Origin of the sequence: uncultured Roseobacter sp. (assembly GCF_947501835.1) — a bacterium.
Classification (GTDB): domain Bacteria; phylum Pseudomonadota; class Alphaproteobacteria; order Rhodobacterales; family Rhodobacteraceae; genus Roseobacter.
The window spans coordinates 1-16,763 of sequence record NZ_CANMXR010000002.1; the positions used below are offsets into that span (position 1 = coordinate 1).

The 16,763-nt window shown below is 55.6% G+C and carries 21 protein-coding genes; 10 read left to right on the forward strand and 11 right to left on the reverse strand.

The window, feature by feature from the left end; all coding sequences use genetic code 11:
• Positions 1-381: 381 nt before the first annotated feature.
• Complete coding sequence (locus Q1A20_RS03875) at positions 382-720, forward strand: hypothetical protein (protein WP_299916012.1); 339 nt, start codon at positions 382-384, stop codon at positions 718-720.
• 44 nt (positions 721-764) lie between these two features.
• Here Q1A20_RS03875 and Q1A20_RS03880 read toward each other — a convergent pair whose 3' ends face one another.
• From Q1A20_RS03880 to Q1A20_RS03900, 5 genes are all read right to left on the reverse strand, one after another.
• Positions 765-2,138 (reverse strand): hypothetical protein, encoded by a 1,374-nt coding sequence (locus Q1A20_RS03880; RefSeq protein ID WP_299916014.1) that lies wholly within the window; start codon positions 2,136-2,138, stop codon positions 765-767.
• Positions 2,139-2,452: 314 nt separating this feature from the next.
• Positions 2,453-2,740: a hypothetical protein gene (locus Q1A20_RS03885; protein ID WP_299916016.1), complete on the reverse strand. Its 288-nt coding sequence runs from the start codon at positions 2,738-2,740 to the stop codon at positions 2,453-2,455.
• Positions 2,741-2,918: 178 nt separating this feature from the next.
• A complete protein-coding gene (locus Q1A20_RS03890) occupies positions 2,919-4,121 on the reverse strand; it encodes a nucleotidyltransferase (RefSeq protein ID WP_299916018.1) in 1,203 nt (400 codons plus the stop codon).
• Entirely contained in the window at positions 4,118-4,498 is a 381-nt protein-coding gene (locus tag Q1A20_RS03895) for a hypothetical protein (RefSeq protein WP_299916020.1), read from the reverse strand. Before Q1A20_RS03895 ends, Q1A20_RS03890 begins: the two co-directional genes overlap by 4 nt.
• Positions 4,499-4,540: 42 nt before the next feature.
• The gene (locus Q1A20_RS03900) at positions 4,541-5,143 is read right to left on the reverse strand and encodes a patatin-like phospholipase family protein (protein WP_299916022.1); all 603 of its coding nucleotides are present in this window, start codon (positions 5,141-5,143) and stop codon (positions 4,541-4,543) included.
• Between the two features lie 150 nt (positions 5,144-5,293).
• Between Q1A20_RS03900 and Q1A20_RS03905 the strand changes: the two genes are divergently transcribed.
• The 4 genes from Q1A20_RS03905 (at position 5,294) to Q1A20_RS03920 (ending at position 8,340) form a co-directional block, all read left to right on the forward strand.
• Positions 5,294-6,355 (forward strand): XRE family transcriptional regulator, encoded by a 1,062-nt coding sequence (locus Q1A20_RS03905; RefSeq protein ID WP_299916024.1) that lies wholly within the window; start codon positions 5,294-5,296, stop codon positions 6,353-6,355.
• A 61-nt stretch (positions 6,356-6,416) separates the two neighbouring features.
• Complete coding sequence (locus Q1A20_RS03910) at positions 6,417-6,848, forward strand: hypothetical protein (protein ID WP_299916026.1); 432 nt, start codon at positions 6,417-6,419, stop codon at positions 6,846-6,848.
• A 451-nt stretch (positions 6,849-7,299) separates the two neighbouring features.
• Positions 7,300-7,800, forward strand: coding sequence for a helix-turn-helix domain-containing protein (locus tag Q1A20_RS03915; protein WP_299916028.1), 501 nt, complete (start codon positions 7,300-7,302; stop codon positions 7,798-7,800).
• Positions 7,801-7,809: 9 nt separating this feature from the next.
• Positions 7,810-8,340, forward strand: a complete 531-nt coding sequence (locus Q1A20_RS03920) for a hypothetical protein (RefSeq protein WP_299916030.1) — start codon at positions 7,810-7,812, stop codon at positions 8,338-8,340.
• Positions 8,341-8,431: 91 nt separating this feature from the next.
• On the opposite strand, the gene Q1A20_RS03925 is transcribed toward Q1A20_RS03920, so the two are convergent.
• The gene (locus Q1A20_RS03925) at positions 8,432-8,857 is read right to left on the reverse strand and encodes a hypothetical protein (RefSeq protein WP_299916032.1); all 426 of its coding nucleotides are present in this window, start codon (positions 8,855-8,857) and stop codon (positions 8,432-8,434) included.
• Between the two features lie 266 nt (positions 8,858-9,123).
• Between Q1A20_RS03925 and Q1A20_RS03930 the strand changes: the two genes are divergently transcribed.
• Entirely contained in the window at positions 9,124-9,960 is an 837-nt protein-coding gene (locus Q1A20_RS03930) for a YgcG family protein (protein ID WP_299401848.1), read from the forward strand.
• 880 nt (positions 9,961-10,840) lie between these two features.
• Entirely contained in the window at positions 10,841-11,866 is a 1,026-nt protein-coding gene (locus tag Q1A20_RS03935) for a hypothetical protein (RefSeq protein WP_299401846.1), read from the forward strand.
• Positions 11,867-12,199: 333 nt separating this feature from the next.
• On the opposite strand, the gene Q1A20_RS03940 is transcribed toward Q1A20_RS03935, so the two are convergent.
• A complete protein-coding gene (locus Q1A20_RS03940) occupies positions 12,200-13,090 on the reverse strand; it encodes a LysR family transcriptional regulator (protein ID WP_299401845.1) in 891 nt (296 codons plus the stop codon).
• Positions 13,091-13,205: 115 nt separating this feature from the next.
• On the opposite strand from Q1A20_RS03940, the gene Q1A20_RS03945 reads away from it, so the two are divergent.
• From Q1A20_RS03945 to Q1A20_RS26120, 3 genes are read left to right on the forward strand one after another with little or no spacing between them, the layout of a single operon-like run.
• Complete coding sequence (locus Q1A20_RS03945) at positions 13,206-13,646, forward strand: ester cyclase (RefSeq protein WP_299401844.1); 441 nt, start codon at positions 13,206-13,208, stop codon at positions 13,644-13,646.
• A gap of 31 nt (positions 13,647-13,677) precedes the next feature.
• Complete coding sequence (locus tag Q1A20_RS03950; RefSeq protein ID WP_299916035.1) at positions 13,678-14,304, forward strand: SDR family NAD(P)-dependent oxidoreductase; 627 nt, start codon at positions 13,678-13,680, stop codon at positions 14,302-14,304.
• Positions 14,259-14,396, forward strand: a complete 138-nt coding sequence (locus tag Q1A20_RS26120; RefSeq protein WP_367180871.1) for an SDR family oxidoreductase — start codon at positions 14,259-14,261, stop codon at positions 14,394-14,396. Before Q1A20_RS03950 ends, Q1A20_RS26120 begins: the two co-directional genes overlap by 46 nt.
• Positions 14,397-14,692: 296 nt before the next feature.
• On the opposite strand, the gene Q1A20_RS03955 is transcribed toward Q1A20_RS26120, so the two are convergent.
• Genes Q1A20_RS03955 through Q1A20_RS03970 form a run of 4 tightly spaced genes read right to left on the reverse strand, consistent with a single transcriptional unit; the run spans position 14,693 to position 16,645 of the window.
• Positions 14,693-15,130, reverse strand: a complete 438-nt coding sequence (locus tag Q1A20_RS03955) for a nuclear transport factor 2 family protein (protein ID WP_299916037.1) — start codon at positions 15,128-15,130, stop codon at positions 14,693-14,695.
• A gap of 29 nt (positions 15,131-15,159) precedes the next feature.
• On the reverse strand, positions 15,160-15,390 hold the full coding sequence (locus tag Q1A20_RS03960) for a hypothetical protein (protein ID WP_299916038.1): 231 nt from the start codon (positions 15,388-15,390) through the stop codon (positions 15,160-15,162).
• Between the two features lie 11 nt (positions 15,391-15,401).
• Positions 15,402-15,947, reverse strand: a complete 546-nt coding sequence (locus Q1A20_RS03965; protein WP_299916040.1) for a nuclear transport factor 2 family protein — start codon at positions 15,945-15,947, stop codon at positions 15,402-15,404.
• Positions 15,948-15,970: 23 nt separating this feature from the next.
• Positions 15,971-16,645, reverse strand: coding sequence for an NAD(P)H-dependent oxidoreductase (locus Q1A20_RS03970; RefSeq protein WP_299916042.1), 675 nt, complete (start codon positions 16,643-16,645; stop codon positions 15,971-15,973).
• Positions 16,646-16,763: the final 118 nt, after the last annotated feature.

Below are 16,763 nucleotides of genomic sequence, written 5' to 3' on the forward strand. Positions count from 1 at the left end.
GGGCGGAACAATAAGCCCGCGACCAACGCAGCGAGGCGGCCATCCTCCCAAATCAAAGCGACTTCTTCAACAAAATAGGCGGATAGGAGACGTTCGCTGCAACAGCACCACTTTAGCCAGTTCCTCTGAAAAGCAGACATTCGGTAGCGAAATTATTCCAACAAGGAAGGGATGCCTTCCTTGTTGGAGAGAAAAACTCCGGACCCTTGGCTTTGGAGCGCGATGCGCTGCACGTGTACTGGGGCCAGCCCCTACTCCAACTCTTCAGATAGACTTACAAGATACCAACTGGCAAAATGCTAATTCCATATTGGATGTGTCGTGTAGATCTGATCCTCGAAGAGACACGCACGCCTCTGTTTTCGGAGCAAAAGAAAAGAAATGACAAAATTCGACATAGAGACGGTGCGTGCAATGCAAGAGGCAGGGATGGTGGTCTCTGTGCAATTTGGAGGCGGCTTCTGCCGTCCAACGCATGTCAACCTGACACCTGAGCAAGTCGTGACCTACCTTGAAGAGGGATTGGATTATGTGCTCAGGCTACAAGGCATTGAGCCGGCGGAATATGAAGACTGGCAGGCCTCAGACGGGCGCGCATTGTGCATGGAGACGCTGAAGGGCGGCAATCTGTGCAGCAATCAGGTTGCATCGCAATGTGATCTGCCGACGCGGAAAAAAATGCACCGGAATGAGTATTGTCGGCGGCACAGCGGCGGATGAGAAACGTGCGGTGCCCCGCATCGCGCGGCGGAGCACCGAAAGGGTCAGCTTTCAAGCGATTTCATCAAAGCGTCATCCGTTGGGTCAGCGCCCTCCATGATGGCAGCCACCTGCTTTAAGTGATGTGACGCGCGGCGGCTGTCTCGGGCAATCAACGCCTCGGCTTTCACCAATGACGGATCATCGGTCAGACTATAGCCTTCGCGGAGTGCCCAACCATTGAAGCCCGTTTCAAACCGCTGCCGGGTTGCCGCGTCAAGCGACAAGCATTCAGCGGGATGGCCGTGGCGAAGACGCAAAACCTCCCATGCGCGGTGGAAACCACCGCGCCAGCCAGGTTTCAGACCAGAGGATCCTCTTGGGTTTTTGGGGCCGGATATGAGCGATACCTTCAGGTAGATATAGGGATCATCCACATCGATCAAAGCCAGGGCGAGATCCAAGGATTCCCCCAGCGTTCCGTGCGGTTGGATTCCTGCGTCATAGAGAAGATCCGCGTTATGCGTCCAATCCTGAGTTCCGGGCTCGCGAAACATCGGACGGTCATCGAGAGCGTCTGAAAAATCGAATGGAACTGAGGCCCAGACACCCGTGAGAGGTTCTGACAGTTTGAACTGGACCGGCGCGTCAGCTGGAAACTGCCCCAGACCCAGATGGGGCAGGGCGGCTGAGGCCAGGCGCAACGCAATATCGACATTGCCCGCAGAGGGCACATCACCTTCATCAAAGAGCACCCGTAGCCCCTGAGATGGAAGACTTGCAGGCGCTCCCCGTGCGTAGATTTCCGGGAGCGAAACAGCGCAGGAGGTGGGCCCGATCAACACCCGTAGAGATCCACAAGCAGATTGCGCGAAGACCGGGTAGAGCTCGGTGGATTGCAGGTTTTGAATGGCGCAGTAGATCAGGCGTGCGGCATCGGGGGACAAGTCATAGGCATGGACGCCGTCTACCCGCGCCACACCATCCCTCAGCACGATCAGTCGGTTGTAAATCGATGCGTCACAATATCCGTTGCCATCGGTAACGCTCAGCTCCAGTCCGATGATTGGGTCTCCGTCATGATGGAGTGAGAACAATGGCTGCACTTCTTCGATCAACTCGGCGAGGGGAAGATCGTGTTCTCCTGATCTGACAGGGCAAAGGCGCGCCGGAAAGTCCGCCTCAGGCGTCTTGACCATTGGGATCAGAGACGCGTGAGAGGTCGCAAGAGGGGTACCCGCGACCTTAGTTGCGTCAGCTTTCAAAGCGCTCCAGTTCGCTCCTGGGCGGATAGAGGCAGCCAAATCATTGAGTAGCGTGAGTTTGGTTGGACGGTTGTCACCCGTCCAGCGGTCCAAAACGCGGTCGATACCTTTGGAGAGTTGGTCAAACTTAACAGCGAGCGTTTCGCCATGTGGCATGTCGGAGTGTGTTGTCATCAGCTCTTTCCTCAAAAGCACTTGGCAGATCCAGTTTAAACCATGGGCCCATTGGTAGGATCCGGCAAATGCGCAAGATGAGAGAGCAAACCGAAATTTGTGTGTGGGCTAGGCAAACCAGGATCCATTGGGCCCGTATCAGGTTCGCAGGGTTGGTTTTCACCTGCTGCGCCAACCTGTAAATTACAGCGCGCCAGCCCCTATGTAAGCTGGTAACAGAGTAGGTGATCTGGCGATAAGGTTCAAGCACCCACATCCCGGCCGCCGCGGCCTTAAAAAATTGATCATCAACGGGCTGGCCATGTCTTGGTCTTTCACCTTGCAAGCGCGCGCCGCAGCGCGCGGTTGCAAGGATCATGTGGTTCATCGCCAGGATGCTGGCCGCCACCTTTCCAATCATCTGTCGCCAGCCAGTCCTCAAAGTAATACAGCCAAAGATATGTCCATGGGATGATCGTTTGATCGATCCGCTTTGTCGCAGCCCACTCACAGGTTCCGGGCAGGTAGAGGCACAATCGCAGCGGATCGTTGTACACATGTGGGAGGTCGCGATCTTGGGCGAGGAGTTCCAGATCGGGCTCGTTGACGCGGACAGTAGGCATTTGCCGGGCACATACTGGATTGAGGCCTGATAGGTGCGTGCCAATGGGGTTGGCTGGACTGACATGTGCCATGCAAGCGCATTGGTCCTTACCGCTCCGTCGCCATCGGTCGCGGGGTTCGCGCGTAGAAACAGGAGTTGCTGCGACAGCGTCAAATCTTGCTTTCCACCACGTCCGATCATTGGTCGCCGAAGAACGTGTTTTGAGGCACAGATGTTGAAGCCGTTGCTTTTTCGGTGGTGAGACCGATGAGTGGTGCGACTGCAAGGGCACCGGTTTTGCGGCCGGTCGATATTACTCCTCTGCGCGTGTCGAAAACTTGATTGGTAACGCGGCTGCCAAAGGAGCGTTCCATATTGAGAGACAGACGATCTTGGCCGACTGCATCCCGCAGGCTCTCGAAATCCGACAATGCTTTACGGTGCCAAGTGTAAAATGTCGGTGCCCGCCGCTCATCCTTATTCCAGTTATCCGCAAAATTTTCACCATTTGTTGTCTCGTTCCAAACGGCGTAAGCGCGTTGGCCGTCAAGAATGGGTCGTTCGATGAAGTGGGGCATCATACGGATCGTTTCGACCAGCACATCCAGTTCGTCCTCGAACACATGGCGCCGCACGCAATACGCGTAGGCGCGCATCGCCAGCGTGGTGATGATCACGGAAATTGGCGCGATCTCTTCAGTGCTGTTTTCGTAGAACGTATCCCGATGTCTCTTCAGCAACTGGACAGTGCGCCGCAAGATGCCTTTCACTGTTTCACGGACAGGAAAGGGCTCAACTGTCGCCTCATCGCGTTGCATGGCGACGCGCGTACGTACAAGTGTGGGTTTGAGCGCGGCTCGCTCGTCGAACAGCACCTTATAGGCACGCGGGTTCGTGGGGTGCCATTCTTGCAAGCTCCTATCGGGGACCAGCTCGCCATTGTTGGCGCAAAACCGGTTGGAAATCGTAGGTGACAGATCAAGATGAAAGTCGCCCTCATAGTCGAGCCGCCAGCATCGCTTTTTCTCTTCGAGGACGCGCGCATAGGTGCGATGTTCTTTCAACCGGTTACCAACGGCGGCTTTCAGCACAGCGGGGGAGACGCCCGAGGCGACCCCGGCACAAAAACAGATGACGTCGACGTCAAATTCCCTGCGACGAATAGGTTTCACCGCCGTACCGAGGGCGCTCGATCCCTGAAGGTAGACATGAGCGCTGGCCAGCAACTGGTCATCTGAACCCGAAATCCAGTCACCGACTGCACCGTAGCTTTGCCGTGCTTTTTCGAACTGGCTTTCGGTCAGGTCCAAAGCTTCGCCAATCTCATCAAGGATTGAGAAGACCTGTGAACGCCTGAGGATGTCACTGTCGGTCAGGGGCTGTCGCAACACCTGGTTCATGCCGCATCCTCCATAATCTGATATTCGGGTTCAAATGGCGCGGCGGGGTCTTGGAAAAAGATCGGTCCCAAATGCGGCTTGGCGTTGCGTGCCGCAGACATGCCAAGACCCTTAAGCTGTCCAATTTTCGACGTGTCATCCAGTGAGAAAAAGCCACTTGGGACCGTGGGCGAGTATCGGAATATGCGGTCCCCGTCATAGGGGTGCCCGGTCAAAAGTTTCGCCATTCCAAGCGCCCCATTTGACTGGCCATCGGCGTAGAGATCGAGAACTTTAAGGTTCAATCCAGCGATGCCCGGCTCTTCGGGCAGCATGTAGACCTCATCCAAACAGCCCAGGCTGAGAACCCGCAAATCCGAGGGATGCCATCCCAGCAAGGTTATCGCCTCTAGGACCGCGATGGCCGTGGGGTTGTTGGCTCATGTGCCACCATCTGTCAGTCCAATATCGTCGACCGTGCGGTGACGTCTAAAATAGGTGGGTGCAGCCACTGTCGCCAAAGCAGCATCCAGTGCGGTTTTGCGATAGTCAGTTTGAAGGCGAGGGTGGTGCGCAGTTTTGTAGATGTATGGGCTGCGCTGATCAGCGTCCCAGGCCGGGACTATCAGCCGAGTGCTCGACTGGCCGATCACATCATTTTTGAGAACGGCTTTCAGCTCGCGCTCCAGGATTGAGGCATCATGTTTTGGCTGCATGATGTGGCGGCGACCGGCGCGAAGTTTGCGCATAAAGCGCCTGGCTCTACCGGGCGGTGCTTGTGCAGTCTCTTCCTGGTCGAAGATGACCGGGCCGCGGGTTTCGTAGAGCTCCAAAAGCTCTTTTGCTGTGCGCCCCAAACCAAGGCCCAGTGCGATGATCCCGCCAGTTGATGTGCCTGCGATAAGATCGAAATATTGTCCGATCGGCTCACCTAGGTCTTCCTCCAGACCAGCAAGAAACGCAGCCGGCAAGGTGCCCTTGATCCCACCTCCATCAATGGAGAGAATACGGCGAATCTGCCTGTCATTTTTGTCACTGCTCATGGTCGCGGCCTATTTTAGTCGGTTTACAAAATTGCACCTACATTCTGTTTATGCTATGCACATAGATACAATTTGCCGCATTTTCGAGTGTTGCGGTTTACAAAATAAATAATATCTTTAGTTATGTAAACCCACTAGCGGGAGATAGTCATGATCGGTAAACGCCTCAAGAGTGCCAGGGCAGGGTCGGGCCTGTCGTTGCGTGCGTTGTCAGATGCCATGCAAAACAAGGTCTCAGCGCAAGCCATTGGCAAATATGAGCGCAACGAAGATATGCCGGGGTCATCCGTGCTGATCGCGTTAGCGCGCGCGCTTGAGGTCTCCGTGGATTTTTTATTGAGCGACGACGAGTTGGAGCTTGAGGGCGTTGAGTTTCGAAAATCGGCAAGCTCTTCTGCCAAGGAGGTCGCCAGGATCGAGGCGCAGGCCTTGAGCCGTGTGGAGAAATATCTGGCCGTTGAATCTTTGCTGAACCTGTCGAGCCAAGACTGGGACACGCCTCAAGGTGCTCCGTACCGGGTTGAGGAACCGCGCGATGCTGAAGATGCGGCGCGTAGCCTTCGGGATGCGTGGCTTTTGGGTAAGGATCCAATCCCGATGCTGTCAGAGCTCTTGGAAGAGCATGGCATCAAGGTGTTTTCGCTCGATATTGAGAATGTTGATGGTCTCGCAGCAAAGGTTTCGCGCAAAGGGAAGCATTCTGGCCGTATCATCATGATCCGGAAACACACCTGGTCAGAACGCAAGCGGTTTAGCCTTGCACATGAACTTGGTCATATCGTGCTCAATGTCATGCCAGACTGTGATGCTGAGCGCGCTGCCAACCGGTTTGCCGGAGCCTTTTTGATCCCAGCAGAGGTTTTGCGGCAGGAGATCGGCGCGCAGCGCAAGGAAATCAGCTTGGGAGAATTAATAAGCCTCAAGGATCGCTTTGGGGTCAGCATCCAGGCGTTGACATACCGATGCAAGGATCTGGGTATCATTTCTCAGGCCACATTTGGACGGCTGTTCAGTATCTATAAAGAACGCGGATGGCGAAGCGAGCCCTTTGAAGAACCAAATTCGCTGGAGTGGGATGTCGAAGAACCTGAACGGTTCAAGCGCCTGTGTTTCCGCGCCCTGTCGGAAGACCTTATCGGTTTGTCGCGAGCAGCCGAACTTTTGGAAATACCGGTGCGAAAGCTGGAACAACAGTTGGACCATGTGACATAAAGGCAGGGTGAAAATCCTTGTATCTGATACCTCTGTTCTGATTGACGTCGAAAGAGCCTCTTTGACCACGAGGCTCTTTGATCTTCCCTTTGAATTTGTTGTTCCGGATATTCTCTACAAAGAAGAGTTTCTGGACTGGATCGGTCCGGATCTGGTCGCACTGGGGCTACGCATCGTGGAACTCGAACCACATGAAGTTGAACGCGCTGCTCTTCTGCGTCGAAATAGGGCAGTGCTTTCGATCCCGGATGTGTGTGCATTTTCGCTCGCAGCCGAGCGAGGATGGACGCTTTTGACGGGTGATGGTGCATTACGCATGGAAGCCCAAAGCCAACGGGTTGAGATGTATGGGGTACTTTGGGTGTTTGATCAGCTGCAAAACAGCGGTGCTTGCCCGGTTGAAGACTTGCGCGACGGCCTGACAGCATTGCGAGATCATCCCAGATGCAGATTGCCTGTGCGGGAAATAAACCGCCGCCTCCGGCTGTATTGACAGTGCGGTTGTCTGCCGCGTCACCTGCCTTTTGATCGCGATTTGCGCCCAGTTCTTTCTTGGACCGTGACGCAAGTGGATTACGGGCACCGCGGTCTTCGTCAGACGCGTACACGCGAGTTTGTGGTGGTTAAGGGTTTTGTTCGGGGGTATGATATGGGTGTTGGACCGATGCGATTTGGACAACAGCGTTCAAAAATAGCAGAAAAGCACGCTGACCCTGGAGGCAACAACGCCTACCCAGCAGGTCATCAACGCCTCTCCACTCCCAGACACGAGTGGCCCCCAGGCGGGACATGAGTATCCTACAAAGCTGTATCCATTCAACCACACTCCATCCACGTAGACGAAGTGATGAACATCCAATACAAACCAGGACCCAGACACTGATGTCGCCCCAGTCGATTTGCTTTCCAACTGCGCATGCCCGATATCGAGTTCAACAGGCGAATTGGAGATCAACATGGCGAAGCAGAAAACCGAACAAAACACGAAGCATTTGCGTGAGAACGAGAAGAAGTGGACAAAGCCACTTCTAGACGCGGGATGGACCATGATCCCGAACGTTATCTTTGAGCGCCAAAAAGCGCTTGGTCTTGATGCGATCGATATCAATATCCTGCTCCATCTTGCCTCGTACTGGTGGAAGGCCGGTGATCTGCCTCACCCGGGCAAAAAACGCATTGCAGATGCCATTGGTCGGGAACCCAGAACGATTCAGCGTCGCATCGCGCGAATGGAAGCCGGTGGTTTGATCCGGCGCATTGAGCGGCGCGTGCCCGGTGTCGGCAGCAAGACCAACCTCTATGAATTCACAGGGCTGATCACAGAAGCGACCCCATTTGCGGCCGAGAAAATCCAGGAGCGCAAGGCTCTCGAAGCCGCGCGGGACGCAAAAGCTTCAAAGAAGGGCAAGTCGAAGCTGCGTGTTGTCCCCAAGACGACAGATTAATCCAAGCCCATGCCAAAGTTTCCTTCAAAAGTTCTCGACGGTGTCACCTATGACATGACGCATCTCGATGCGCTGACCATCGATGTTGAGTTCGAAGGTGAAACCTTTCGGACGCTGATCCATTTCTCCTGTCATTGCTTTACGGAAAAATTTGACGCAGCCGCGCATCATGTAGATGTGAGATACTCCTTTGCGGGGGAAACTCGGGCCTTCTGCGTGGACCGTCATGCTCTCTCGGCAGCCTTGCCGCAGTATTTCCAAACCTTAGGCAACCAAACGGTGTATCACACCCAAAAGGAAAGCTTCTTTTTCATCCGAACCGCTGCTGCTGATGGAGGTTCCGTTCCGTATGTCGTGTTTTTTCGATCATATAAGTCAAATCAGGATGGTGTTGATGTTGTGATCAACGTCAGTTCTGCCTACCCAAAGCCTGGCATGACCAGTTGGGCGTCGCCGGTTAAGTTCCCTCGAATGGTGATGGCACGGGCAAAAGATCGGGTTCTTCCATTGCGTCCCGCAACCAAGATCAAGAGGGCCTAAACGAAAATAGGCCCACATGGGGCCTACGTCCGTAGTCTAGAAGTGCGCGAGTCCATCTTGCGTCTCACAGAGAACCGCCGAAGCGATATGGTCACCGTATTGCCTGACGAATCAGGCTCACCCGCTCATAGGCGACAAAGGAAGCATAGGGCCTGTTCGTAAACAAATCAAGAAGCTGGGGGACACCAGTGTCTTGGCGGTTGCATACCTGCATCGTCTTACCAATCAGAAACATACAGGTCATACGTTCAGGTCGTTCATTTGCCAATTCCTGCAGCCACTTTCGCAAATCGTCATCGCCCCGATCATGGAAGACTGACAGATGCAGATAGGCAAGCTCGCACGCCCAACGTTCAGATAAGCCGTGCTGGTCCATATCCGAGTCGAAATTGAGTGTAGCAAGTGGCAATTGAGCGCCATGATCAAATGTCCATTCTGTCCGCAGTTCGTAAATGCGACTAGGTTGATACTTTGCACTCGCAGCGAATGGCGGCAATGCGGGCTGCGACCGCGGCATTGAGATGTCATGGCGACTGTCTGCTCAGGGCCGTTCGATGCTCCCAGTACCACTCGGTTACGGATGCTGCGCTGCATTGGATGACAGCGAAGAACCCGTAGCTGACCCTTATATGCGGCCGAACCAATTCGGCGTCAGACACTTGGAGTAAAACCCAAAAAGAAATTTGCCCCACAAATTGACCTAGGGGAATTTTGCCCTTCGATTACCCGCTAAAGAACATAGAATTTTTCTAATGAATACATACATATAGTTCAGCTGAAATCATGAAAGGTAAGCAATTGCGGAGTTTTGTTCTGGTTCTTAGTCTTTTGGCAAGCACTGCCCTCGGTCAATCCTATCCGATCTATCAAAGCACAACCGTCAACGACTACGCGCAAGTTCTTCCAGCCGACATCGAGGCGAGAATCGCGGCCCAGCTTCGCGCCCTAAAGGCCGAAACCGGGGTCGAAATGTCGTTGCTAACCCTCGAAAGCAAACGCCCCTATGCCCCAAACCAAACGCTCGAAGAGTTCTCGACGGGGCTCTTTGACAAATGGGGCATAGGCGACCGCGACAGCAATAACGGTGTTCTTATCCTTATCCTTACCGAAGACCGCGAAATGCGCATCGAACTTGGTGCGGCCTACTCAAACGATTGGGACAGAGACGCTAAAAGGGTGGTGGACAATCGCTTCGTACCCGCTCTTTCGAACGACGATTACGTGCGCGGACTACAAGAAGGTACCACGGCCACGATTGACGAAATCGTCATGCCTTTCCTTGCCGGGCAAGACCCGCGCAGCGGATCTGGCGGACTCAACAATTGGGCACTGGTTCTTTTTGGTGCTTTCGCGGTGCTAAGCTATGGGCGCGGCCTTATCGGTGATCAACTGGCCCGAGTACGAAAATGCCCTAGCTGTGGCCAGCGCGGCCTAAGGCAAACGCGCCAGACAACAATGCCAGCCAGCCGAACGATGTCCGGCTCCGGCGTTCGCACAAGGCGCTGCGTAAATTGCGACCATGTCGAAACGCACGTCTTTGTCATCCCGCAAAAGAGCAGCAGCTCAGGCGGATTCGGTGGTGGCCGCTCTGGTGGAGGCGGTGCTTCAGGGCGATTCTAAACACATGCCCCCAAAACAAGAGGGGGTTGAAATCAATCGGTGCCCCACTTTTGTCATCAGCTTGGTCGAGCGCGTAATTTACCGCTTCGCCGTTCCGAAAGACGTTAATCTTAGGCTGAACGTTTCTTCATTCACTTCAGACCAGTAACGCCGCCCATTGGCGCATTTGCTGCGAAGGTCGGTTTCGTCAGCAAACTGCAACTTAGCCTTGCCCCAGGGATCGCGCTTGCAGCGACGGTCTGCAAGGCGGACTGAGACCGCAGAAAGTGAAGGCAGCATTCAATGTCTGGATTGGGCCGTCCTCAATGTTCGTAGGAACCGACCTAGATGCGATGCTGCGCCAAGTCCGACGACCGCTGCGAGCGCGTACCTGACCAATTGAGTACTCAGTCCCAATGGGGCGCTTTCGCGTGCGCGCAAGTCAGCATGCCACCACTGGGCATTGTCATGTTCTTGCAAAAGCTGACCGGATGCGCGCGATCCCTGCAATGGCGAATAGAGCCGAAACAACTCCATCGATCCAACGACGGAACCTCAAGTAACTATTCATGAGAACCGAAAGCGGAAAGGCAGCCGAATAGGCCGCGTAAACGAGAAACCCGATCAGAGCACATCCAAGTGTCGCTGTAGCTACGCTGATCAAAGCAGCGTCAGTCCCAAGGCCAACTGAAAGCGCTGCCATCCAAACTACTTTATGCTGCTGATTGCACGAATGTCCGGTTTCTCAAGTCGTTGCCGAAAAAAGCCACCCAAACCAAAGGTAGTTTTTTTGCCAAGGGTGAGAGTGGCACAGGCGCTCTTCATTGGTTTGACGTAACGTTTCGGGTTGATTTGAACTATGTTCATGAACATAGTTCAAGCTAGGGGAGTGGAGTTTGCAATGGAACAATTACGCATAGCGGTCGAAAGCGGTATCATTTCCGAAGCGCAACGCAAAGCCATTGAAAAGCTGGATGCGCAGCAATCCGGCCTACGCCTATCGATGGTGCATTTGCTTTGGCTCTGCGGGGTAAGTTTGATCGTTTTTGCCCTGACTTTGTTGGCTGCAGAGATTTCGCAAGGCGATATGGAGCGTCTGACTTGGGTGTGCCTGGTATACAGCGGGGGACTTTTTGCTTTGGACAGGGTGGTACAGCCTCGCTTTGGTCTACGCCTTTTGTCATCACTATTGGTCACAGGAATGGGGGTTACCTTGGCCTTCGCCGTCGCGGCGTATTTACATGCCAATTGGGGGCTAAACGGGCCAGGGCAAGCATGGAACAGTCTGGAAGATGTGCCGATTATTTTGCAGACGATGTACTTACCGCTTTTCCCGATTCTGGTAGTCTCGGCAATCCTGATCGGGTCCCGCAGTTTTCTGCCTGCGTGGCTTGGGGTTTTGTGCGTACTTGGTATGTACATCACCGACATTTTCTATGGCCAACAGCTTGACCATCTGTACGCTGATTATTCACTGTGGTTGTTCGCGACAGTCTTTTGCTGCGCGCTTGGCTGGTGGCTTGACCTCAATGCGCGTCGGAACCACGGCTTTTGGGTGAACAAAGCAGGGCTTTTTGCATTTCTCGTATTTACGTTGGTGTTCAGTTTTTCTTTTCCGAGATCCACGCCGCATCTGTGGTTATTGCTGCCCACCGGCCTGATGATGATGCTCTTCTCTGTGTATATTCGCCGCCCTGGAGGCGTGTCAGGTGGCATGCTAGCGCTCGCTATCTACCTTGGTGACTGGTTTCAGGCTTGGGACAACCTTTATGTCGCCGCTGGGATCATCGCGCTTTGTGGGCTGGCCGCGATCTATGCTGGGGTGCGGGCGCATCTGATAGAAGAGCGCCTTGATATCCTACTGCCGAAAGCGCTAATGCGATTACGCCCGGAGGCTCGGCATGATCCCGTGACGTTCGGATTTTGACCAAAGAGAGGGCTACTTGCCGCGATTGCTGACTTAATTCGGAATGGGCACCTCCCTGCAACGGCGCGATTAAACCGAAGCTGCAGGGTCAGACCAATCATGTGTGCAATGGGTTCTCACCGAACGGAGTGATTGTCGCAGTTAGGAAGCGTGCAAAGCGGACCTTGAAGAACAAACAACAAACGACAGGTTTGTCCCGCCTACCGCCGTTGACCTCGCGGAGACAGTCCGCAAACTTGACCGAAAACGTCGGACGACCGCATTGAGCCCAACGCACCGATTTTCTGCATTGCCTCGAACGTCGGCTCCATTAAGACACGCCTCGCACCCGTTTTAGATTGCAACGCATTGCCTCAGCCAATCGAGCACAACTTCGACGCGTCGAGATCTGTGGCGGCGTTCTGGGGTGAGTGCATGGACGTCGATGGTTGCCCCACGCCAGTCCGGTAGCACATTAATGAGTTCTCCACCGGCCAGATAGCTTGCTGCCTGGAACGACAGGACGCAGATTGGTGCAAGCCCGGCGCGCCCCGCTTCCACATAGGTGTCAAGATCGTCGAATCGGATGATGGCTTGGGGATTGATCTCCATCACCTCGTTGCTCTTGGTAAACACCCAAGGGTAGCCGCGCGCTGATCCCGGGAACCTGTAGGCTATTGGAAGTGGATCAGGTGTCTCATCTGGATGTGCGATGGTGCTATGCGTTTCGATCCATGACGGGGCGGCGCAGAGTACCTGTTCGAATGCACCCATGCGGATTGCACTCGCGGAGGTATCCGGCAGCGGACCGATGCGGGCGGCGATATCGACGGCTTCGCCCACCAAATCCACTGCGGCGTCGGCCAGTGTGAAATCCAACTCGATTTCCGGGTGTTGGCGCACAAGGGTCGCGATGTTTGGCACCAGCAGCGCGCAGGCCAGATGTCGGGGGGCTGCGATCCTGACCCGGCCCGATACGGTATCGGCGCGGCTGTGTACCCGCGCCTCGACATCCGTGATATCATCCAGCAAGGGAGCAATCTGGTCATAATAGGTCCGTCCGTCCTCAGTAACCGAGACCTTGCGTGTGGTGCGTTCCAGCAGCCGAACACCAAGCGTATCTTCAAGCCGCTTGACTGCGGCGGAGACCGTCGCCGTCGGCAGGCCGAGATCGCGAGCGGCGGCGGCGAAGGATGTCAGCTCAGCCACCCGGCAGAAGGCGCGTCTGTCACGGAGGTCACTCATATCGGAGCAATCTCATTATACAGAATTCTGGATATTCATTCGCTTGAATGCCAGATTATCACAATTAGTCAAATGGTCCATATCTTCTTCACACCACAGCAAACGGAGAAGACCAATGACCAACTCAACACTCGAAGCCAACAAAGCCGTCGTCACCCGCCTGCTGGAAGAGGTGTTCAATGGCCGCAACCTCGACCTTCTGCCCGAGGTGCTGACGCAGAACTTCGTATTGAAGCCGGTGGCGGCGCTTCCACCCGAAGAAGCCCACGGCCCGGAGGGCATGCGCGCCGTCTATGAGGGGTTCTACAAGGGCATCCCCGACGTCAAAGCGGAAACGCTCGACATGATCGCGGAAGGCGACATCGTGATGGTCTATGATCGCTTTGGCGGAAGGCATGAGGGACCGCTGGGACCGTTCGAGGCGACCCACAAGCCTCTGTTCTGGAACGTCATGCACCTCTACCGGCTGCGCGACGGCAAGATCGCCGAAGACAACGTGTTCGTGGATGCTCTTGGCCTGATGCAGCAGGTCGGCGCGATCCCGGCTGGTTCCTGATATGGAACAGTCGAGAAAAGCAGAAACGAGGGTGACGCGTGTCGCCCTCGTGACCGGCGCCAGTGGCGCCATCGTGCAGAAACTCGCAGCGGATGGGATGGTGGTGGCTGTCCATTGGAGTACGAACCGAGCCGGTGCCGACGACTGTGTCGCCGCCATCGAGACGCGCGGTGGGACAGCGATTTCCGTTCAGGCTGACCTGCGCCGGACCAAACAGGTGGAGGTCCTGTTCCAGACCGTGCTGAACCGCTTTGGTCAGTTGGATGTCGTCGTGGCGAATGCTGGCGCAGGAGCGCCCGCCGCCGCTTTCCAGGACATCACCGACGAGGATTTGGACGCGGCCCTCGGCACCAACGTCAAGGCGACATTCAAAGTCTTGCGACAGGCCGCAAAAACAGTTGCCGATCACGGCAGGATCATTGCTATCTCATCCTCGCTTGTCGATTTTCCCAGCACTGGCATGGCGACCTATGCTGGCAGCAAGGCCATCGTCCGTACCTGGGCAAAGGTGCTGGCAGAGGAACTGGGGTCGCGACAAATCACCGTGAATACCGTCTCGCCCGGCCCGACGATACCGGGCATGTTCAGTTTGCTGCGCCGGATCTGCGCGAGGTGGCCGCCGCGGCTTCGCCTCTTCGACGCCTCGGTGCACCGCTAGATACTGCTGAGGTGGTTTCGTTTCTGGCGGGCGATGGCGGCGCATGGATCACCGGCCAGCACATGCTGGTAAACGGTGGTGCGACGATGTGAGGCTAGGTCGTACGACCTGTGCCTCCAAAGTCGTTGATTTTTCTGAAGTGGTCTTTGTCGCTGCCCCGTCCAATGTCCGTATCGTCGCGCGTCTTGTCTGTTCAAATATCTTAGAGCGAAAGGTCGGTTTGAAATCCACCGGTACAGGTAAGTTCAAACGGCTTCATTGACGACAAAAGCTGCAACTCAGTGACGAACCTGCCGCAACAGCTAGCCAATGCTGCGTGAACATTTGCTGCACCGGCAAAAGGCAACTAAATCCGCTTTTGAGCTTCCGCGATTACTCATTTTGCCACCTAGGCTGCAGAATTCAGCGACCTCATAGCGCTCTCGACTTTGTCGGTCGTGAGATGCTCATGCACGATCCGCCATCCGTCGCCTTCGCGCACCCAGACATGTGTGCCGTGCTGTGCTGCCGACATTTTGCCACCGCTGGTGGAGATACCTTCACCCGCAAAAGCGAATGTCACGACGGCGAGGTCGCCCGATATGCGGATCTGGGGCTCTCCGATGGGCGCGATGGACCAGCTGCGGAACCCCGACAAGGTCCAAGTGCGGGCGTAGGCGTCAAAGCTTTTTAGCACCACGACCTTATCGTCGAAGTTGTCAACGACATGGATCTCGCCGGTCGAGAACAGCGCGCGCAGCTTGTCGACATCGAATGCGTTTGTGCCGATGTTCCAGGCCGCGAACCATGTGTTCATGCCTTCCGTAATCTGCGCGCGCTGTGTCATGATTTCAGTCCTTTCCATTGTGCATTGTCTCAGACGGCTTCGACCCAGCGGCCGAAACGCGCCAGCAGGCGTGGCATGATCCAAAAGTTCAGAAGCGGGACAACGATCAACGTCAGAACAAACGTTCTTGCGATCAGCGGCCAGTCCCCGATGACTGGCCCGGTCAGGGCCAGCACCAGGGTGATGAGGGGGAAGACGGTTGTCCATAGAAGGACAGCGCGCCGGAGCGCTGATTTGTTGATCAGGATTGGCGTCGTCATGGCCTTGCTCCTCATTGACCATCATCGCTGATCAGCGACCGGGTTGTCTCTGCGTCTGGGAACGGAACAGCAGACGAGCCGTGCTCGTGGATGATCCGCCACGCCCCATCTTCCTGTTTTTCAAAGATCAGGGTCACGCGGGCCTCCGGAAAGGCAATCGGATCCCCGTTGGGCATCGCGCCCGATCCAGATAGCGATACGGTGGTCCAGGCGATGTCGCCCCTGACCGTGACACGCATGTCGTCCGCGGGGACCAGCGTCCATTCCGCAGGCAGCGCCATGAAGCCTTCATAGTAGCGCGATGCGGCTTCCCAGCCTTCTACACCGTTGTGCGGGCGGCCGAAGTCATACGAAAACAGGCGTTCGTCCTGGACGTAGAGATCGGCGATCTGGTCGATCGAGAACGGGGCGTCGGGGCTGGTGCTCCAGCCCGTCACCCAGGCGCCGGTCAATTGGCGCAATTGCGCGTCGTCCGCGGCATCCTGCGCCTGTCCCCAGCCAGAAATGCCGAGGGCGATGGCCGATGCCAGGGCGGTGGTTTTGAAAAACTGTGTCATGGTCTTGCTCCTTTCGATGTGTGTCAGGCGGCCACGGATGCAGCTACCGCTTTGGTCAGTCGTGTGGCCAGTTGTGAAAGCGTTTGCGCCGCGGCGGCCTGCCGGTCCGGCAAGTGCTCCTTGTCGACGGCGGTCAGTTCAACGGCCACCTGCGTGACGTCCCGGATGCCGATGAATTTCAGCGCATAGTCGAGATAGCGCGCTTGGAAATCCCAGTCTTCGACGCCGGTTCCAGGGGCGACGGTGCCGCCGCGTGCGGTGATCACCACAGCGGATTTGCCGCTGAGCAGCCCCCAGTTCTCATAGGGAGCATCCGCACGGGGCTGATAGGTGTAGCCGGGTTGTGCGATGATATCGATCAGATGCTTGAGGACATAAGGAACGCCGAAGTTCCACATCGGGGTCGAGATCACGATCAGGTCCGCATCGGCGATGCGATCGATGACCTGCGTCACGCTTTTCCAGGCACGCGCCTGATCAGACGACGGATCCTCACCATTCAGCAGAGCATATTTGGCGTCGATCAGCGCACCGTTGAAGGCAGGCAAGTCCTTGGCCCACAGGTCCATCCGGTCGATTTCGACGTCAGGATTTGCGGTCTGGATGTCGGCCAGAAACTGCGTCGCCAGCGCGATGGAATGCGAGCGTTCCTTGCGCGGCGAGGCTTCGATGTAGATGATTTTGTTGAGCGGTTTCATGGTTGGGTTCTCCGTTTTGTGTGTTGGTTTGGTCCTCACAAACATCGCTGCGTGAACCGTTGATTGCCAATTCGAATGGGACGATCTGTGATAGGCGTTGCTTATCAATTGCTGTTTT